Genomic DNA, 6,000 nt, shown 5'->3' on the forward strand with positions numbered 1-6,000 from the left:
AAGCCGATAGTAGGGAGAGGACGCCGCCTTGATACAAGCGCATCATGGCAAGGTTGCGTTACAGTCGCCTATTTTTATTCCCCGTTGCGTGTGCTTTTCAGCAGACATCAGCCCATATCACAGCCAACCTGGCTCACACCGTGCGAGGATTCATGCGCTTGAACAAGCTTTTTACGCTAAGGATTATGGTATGGTTGCGCCATTCACTGACAACGATATCACGCATTATGGCCAGTTCTTCACAACAGCCAGCCCAGACGCTGGCAGGAAAACGTATACTGCTCGGTATGGGCGGCGGCATTGCCGCGTATAAATGTGCCGACCTCACTCGACGTCTTATTGAACGTGGGGCGACGGTCAAGGTGGTGATGACTCGCGCAGCAAAAGAATTCATCACCCCGCTGACCATGCAAGCCGTTTCCGGTCACCCGGTATCAGATAGCTTACTTGACCCCGCCGCTGAAGCGTCGATGGGCCACATTGAATTAGCCAAGTGGGCAGATTTAGTCTTGCTCGCCCCCGCGACCGCTGACTTAATTGCACGCGTCCATGCTGGCATGGGCAATGATCTGCTCACCACGGTGTGTCTCGCCACCGATGCGCCGATTGCGATTGCACCCGCAATGAATCAGCAGATGTATCGTGCAGCTGTCACGCAAGCCAATATCGCTGCATTGAGTGCGCGCGGTTGTCTGATTTGGGGGCCCGACAGTGGCGCACAAGCCTGTGGCGATGTCGGCCCGGGGCGCATGCTAGAGCCGATGGCGTTAGTGGCAGAATGTGAACACTGGGCCGGTCCCACCCCTTTGGCTGGCAAGCACATCATGATCACCGCCGGACCAACCCGAGAAGCACTCGACCCGGTGCGCTATCTTTCCAACCATAGCTCGGGAAAAATGGGCTATGCGCTCGCAGAAGCCGCCCGTGCACTGGGGGCTACCGTGACCCTAGTGAGTGGCCCAGTCGCACTACCAACGCCCACCGGCGTACACCGTGTGGATGTGACCAGTGCACAACAAATGTATGAAGCCGTCCATGCCAGCATTGCCTCACAAGACATTTTTATTGGCTGTGCGGCCGTGGCGGATTATCGTCCCCAAACCGTTGCCGAGCAAAAGCTGAAAAAACAGGCCGATAAAGATGCAATGACAGTCACCATGGTGAAAAACCCTGACATTATCGCCTCGGTAGCTGCGCTGTCGGATACACGACCTTTTACCGTTGGTTTTGCGGCAGAAACACAGGATATCGAGACCTATGCACGCGATAAGCTTGCACGTAAAGGGCTCGACATGATTTGTGCTAACGATGTCTCGCTTTCAGACCAAGGGTTTAATAGCGATCACAACGCCTTACACCTTTTCTGGCCGAACGGTGATCTCGCACTACCGTTAACAGAGAAAGCACACTTGGCGCGCGCTGTAATGACGCATATCGCCAACCGTTATCACAAGGCGGATACCAAAGCGTAACGTAAAAAAACGCCGTTACATCAAGTGTAAAAGCGTGCGCCAAGGCCACGCTTTTTGCTTTTAATACAGGCACCTCACCGCTAAGATAAAGGGCATGACTAACACGCTTGGTGGCACCTCGTCCTGATGCTTCCTTTACCGCCCGCCAACGTGAGAATAAAAGACAAAGGAATCGCATGAATGGCAGCCCCGAAAAAAAATAATCGCCGCGAAGAGATCCTCCAAGCGCTCGCGCAAATGCTGGAATCCACGCAAGGCAGCCAGCGCATCACGACCGCCAAATTGGCCGCCCAAGTTGGCGTCTCCGAGGCGGCACTCTATCGCCACTTTCCCAGCAAAGCACGCATGTTTGAGGGCTTAATTGAGTTTATTGAGGACTCATTACTGTCCCGCATCAACCTGATTATTGATGAAGAGAAAGACACCTTAGTGCGTCTTAAGCTCATTCTGCAGTTGCTGCTTGGATTTGGTGAGCGCAACCCAGGGCTGACGCGTATCATGACAGGCCATGCGTTGATGTTCGAGCAAGACCGCTTACAAGGTCGCATCAACCAATTGTTTGAGCGCGTTGAAGCGCAACTCAAGCAAGTACTGCGGGAAAGACGTTTACGAGAAGGGAAAGGCTTTCCGCTCGATGAAGCGGTGCTCGCGAGCCAACTAATTGGCCAAGTTGAAGGCAGTTTGTGCCGTTATGTACGCTCCTCTTTCAAACAACTGCCTACCGCCAACTTTGAACAGTACTGGCAATTGCTCACCAGTCAGCTGCAATAAGCCATGTAAGCAATCAGGCGCGCCGTGGCGCGCCCAGTAAAGATTAAATACCATACTCTGCTTGATAGGCTTTGACCGCCGCCAGCTGCGCCGGATCAGCCTCGCTTTGCTCCAGATAGGTCACTAAGTCACTCAAACTAATGATAGAGACAACGCGGCAGGCAAAGTCACGCTCCACTTCTTGAATCGCAGACAGCTCTCCTTGGCCCCGTTCTTGGCGGTCAATCGCCACCAAAACACCGGCAAGTTGCGCACCTTGCGCCTGGATCAGCGCCATAGATTCACGAATAGCAGTACCTGCCGTGATCACATCATCCACCAACATCACGCGACCTGCGAGCGCACTCCCCACTAACTGGCCGCCCTCGCCATGATCTTTTGCCTCTTTGCGGTTAAAACAGTAAGGCGTATCCACATCATGATGATCGGCAAGCGCGACCGCGGTGGTGGTTGCAATCGGGATCCCCTTGTACGCAGGGCCAAATAGCACATCGTAATCAATCCCAGCATCCATTAATGCAGCGGCATAAAAACGACCCAATTTTGCTAAATCACGTCCGGTATTAAACAAACCTGCATTAAAGAAATACGGGCTCTTACGGCCGGATTTCAGGGTGAATTCACCAAACTTTAAAACCTGCTTTTCAAGGGCAAACTCAATAAACTGGCGCTGGTAGGCTTTCATTCCATCCTCTCACTATTAAAACGGTTGTGACGCTTATGTCACGGGCTCCATCCTGTTCTCAGGGCAAAAAAATAGCCCCCAATGTGGGAGCTACTCAATTTGTTATGCGTCGGCTAACGCCGATTTTTGGGCAACGACAATGTCATCAATGCCCTTCTTGGCCAGTACCAACATGGCATTGAGCTCATCGGGAGTAAATGGCTCTGCCTCAGCGGTACCTTGTACCTCAATCATACGGCCATCTTCGAGCATCACCACATTCATGTCGGTGTCTGCCGCGGAGTCTTCGACGTATTCCAGATCGCAAATTGGCGTTTGCTGATAAATACCTACCGACACCGCTGCGACGTGACCTTTCATAGGGTTCGCGGCAAGTTTGCCATCACGCACCATGGCATTGAGTGCGTCAGCCAGAGCAACGCTCGCTCCCGAGATAGATGCAGTACGCGTGCCGCCGTCGGCCTGAATCACATCACAATCGACTGTAATGGTGTACTCACCCAGCGCGGTTAAATCAACCGCTGCACGCAGGCTGCGCGCGATCAGACGCTGAATTTCCATCGTGCGGCCACCTTGTTTACCGGTCGACGCTTCTCGACGGTTACGCGTATGCGTGGCACGTGGCAACATACCATATTCTGCCGTCACCCAGCCTTGGCCCTTGCCTTTTAAAAAGCGTGGCACACCCTCTTCGACAGTGGCGTTACAAATGACTTTTGTGTCGCCAAAGCAAACCAGCACAGAGCCTTCTGCGTGGGCAGTAAAACCGCGGGTAAAGCTAACGGGACGAATTTGGTCGAGCGCTCTTCCACTTGGACGCATGCAAGTAACCTTTTGGGCAGATGAAATTTGCCCGCGATTATACGTGTTTCTTGCCACGCTTGCGATCCCTGTCGGCACATCTTGCCAACACAGCTGACGCATTGCAGGTGGATGCGTATAATCAAGCCATTCACTCTTTGCACACACAAGCAGGTACCAATGATCCACAGCATGACCGCCTACGCGCGACACGAAATCAAGGGCGATTGGGGCAACGCCGTTTGGGAAATTCGTTCCGTCAACCAGCGTTATCTCGAAACCTACATTCGCATGCCCGAGCAATTGCGCAGCCTTGAGCCCGTCGTGCGTGAGCGCTTCCGCAAGCGCCTTGCGCGCGGCAAAGTGGAATGCAACTTACGCTTTGATACCTCGCAAGCCAATCAAGACAAGCTCACCATTAACGAAGCCTTGGCCAAACAAGTAATTCACGCCGCCAAATGGGTGAAAGAAACCGCTGGGGAAGGCAACATCAATCCGTTCCAGGTCCTGAACTGGCCGGGGGTGATGGAAGCCCCTGAGCAAGATACCGACGAACTGCATCGCGCCCTATTGACTGGTCTCGATGAAGCACTCGACGCCTTTATCGCCGCGCGTGCGAGCGAAGGTGACAACATGAAGGCGCTGATTGAACAGCGATTAGATGCGATTAGCGCTGAAGTCATCAAAGTGCGCGAAAAGATGCCTACCGTGATTGAATGGCAGCGTGAACGCTTAACCACACGTTTGGAAGAAGCCAAAGTGGAGCTCGATCCAACTCGCATCGAGCAAGAAATGGTGATGCTGGCGCAAAAAGTAGACGTTGCAGAAGAGCTTGACCGCTTGGACTCACACGTTTCAGAGGCGCGAAAAATCCTCAAAAAAGGCGGCGCCTGCGGCCGACGCTTGGACTTTATGATGCAAGAGTTCAACCGCGAAGCCAACACCCTCGCCTCCAAATCAATCAGCACCGAAATCACCGCCTCCGGCGTCGAGCTCAAAGTGCTTATCGAGCAAATGCGCGAGCAGATCCAGAATATTGAGTAATCACTAGCAATTCTCAGCACTGACATTCAGACAGATAGAGATAGCTCGAGCGCGATATATTGAGCTGCCTCTATCTGCTTACCCTATATTCGCTCAGCCATTTTTTGCCCTACATTTGAGGCTCGTGGCGACAAAAGACACGCATCGGTCTCTAGCCTACCGCCAGCTTCGCCGCTTGCTGCCACATAAAGTTTGGCATCGGAGTGGCTAGCTCCCACGTAATATCCATCGGCTGAGATCCAGTGTGCGAGATATAATTCACTTCGCCAAAGTTCACAAATCCCATGGTACGCCCGTATTCATCCTTGGTTTGCTCACGTACAAACAAAAACAGGCGCTTCCCTATTTTTTGATGTTGAATGTAATCTTTGCCTCGGCCTTTATCAGGACGCGAGCTGTTTTGCGATTGCCAGTGAAAGCGTGACGCATTAATCGCATAATCGTGGTACATGGTTGTCGGGGAAAATTGCTTTTCATTTTTATCCAAGGTGACAAATAGCAACTCAATATTTTGATCTTTAAGCGCATAGAGCCCCTCTCGTGCAGGTGGCTGCCGCTCAAAGATGGTAGCGCCAAAGCCAACTAGAATTTGCTCACGTGAATATCGCGCATGAAGCCGCAATGGCACATCAGGCAAATCGTCCATCCTCAACTGCTCGTGCTTGGTTTGTGACAGTTTCCAATCCAACACGTCCATTAATTCTGTTTTGATGCCCAGCCGCCTTAGCGCGGCAAAGCTTTGCGCAATGGATGAAAAGCCAAGTGCTGGCCCTGTTTGTTGCCAAACATCATAATGGCACATGAGTCGATGCCGTTCGCTACCCGTATCAGGCGCAAAGTCTGTTTGGCAAAGCTGCTGTAAAAACTGTAGATACGCATGATCATCAGTGGTTAAAATCCGCTGAAATATCGCTTTCTTGATTGTTTTAAGTGCACTTTCATCAACAGGAGAATCATTAACCTGTAGTTCTGCTTTGAACACCAATTCTGACCAACAGCCCCGCTTGTATAGTTCGTTCAAATCAATATGCGGATACAAGGTTAGGAAGTTCGCTAGCGTCAGCGGCAGGTGGGTGTGTTGAGGATATTGCCGAACCATTGCCACTAAGCGCCTTAGCGTTAACGACGCTTTGCGGATGTTATCCAAGACCATTTCTTGGGTGCGCTTAGTAAGCTCAATACGACAACCCAAAGGCGCATGTGGGAAGCCTTGTTCAATCTCATGGT

General features: G+C 52.0%; 6 protein-coding genes. 3 read left to right on the forward strand and 3 right to left on the reverse strand.

The window, feature by feature from the left end; genetic code table 11:
* Positions 1 to 227: 227 nt before the first annotated feature.
* Together coaBC and slmA are read left to right on the forward strand one after the other, a co-directional pair.
* Positions 228 to 1,472: a bifunctional phosphopantothenoylcysteine decarboxylase/phosphopantothenate--cysteine ligase CoaBC gene (gene coaBC / locus BZG83_RS04645; protein WP_108743588.1), complete on the forward strand. Its 1,245-nt coding sequence runs from the start codon at positions 228 to 230 to the stop codon at positions 1,470 to 1,472.
* A gap of 180 nt (positions 1,473 to 1,652) precedes the next feature.
* On the forward strand, positions 1,653 to 2,243 hold the full coding sequence (gene slmA, locus BZG83_RS04650) for a nucleoid occlusion factor SlmA (protein ID WP_069590901.1): 591 nt from the start codon (positions 1,653 to 1,655) through the stop codon (positions 2,241 to 2,243).
* 43 nt (positions 2,244 to 2,286) lie between these two features.
* Here slmA and pyrE read toward each other — a convergent pair whose 3' ends face one another.
* Positions 2,287 to 2,928: an orotate phosphoribosyltransferase gene (gene pyrE, locus BZG83_RS04655; protein WP_077479545.1), complete on the reverse strand. Its 642-nt coding sequence runs from the start codon at positions 2,926 to 2,928 to the stop codon at positions 2,287 to 2,289.
* Between the two features lie 102 nt (positions 2,929 to 3,030).
* Positions 3,031 to 3,750 (reverse strand): ribonuclease PH, encoded by a 720-nt coding sequence (gene rph, locus BZG83_RS04660; RefSeq protein WP_069589051.1) that lies wholly within the window; start codon positions 3,748 to 3,750, stop codon positions 3,031 to 3,033.
* Between the two features lie 159 nt (positions 3,751 to 3,909).
* Here rph and BZG83_RS04665 point away from each other — a divergent pair, with 159 nt between their 5' ends.
* Entirely contained in the window at positions 3,910 to 4,773 is an 864-nt protein-coding gene (locus tag BZG83_RS04665) for a YicC/YloC family endoribonuclease (RefSeq protein WP_077479546.1), read from the forward strand.
* Between the two features lie 151 nt (positions 4,774 to 4,924).
* Here BZG83_RS04665 and BZG83_RS04670 read toward each other — a convergent pair.
* Positions 4,925 to 6,000, reverse strand: a 1,076-nt coding sequence (locus tag BZG83_RS04670; RefSeq protein ID WP_131825049.1) for a DUF3427 domain-containing protein, incomplete at its 5' end; no start/stop codon positions are given.

The sequence above is a fragment of the Salinivibrio sp. PR919 genome (assembly GCF_001995355.1).
GTDB classification, from domain to species: domain Bacteria; phylum Pseudomonadota; class Gammaproteobacteria; order Enterobacterales; family Vibrionaceae; genus Salinivibrio; species Salinivibrio proteolyticus.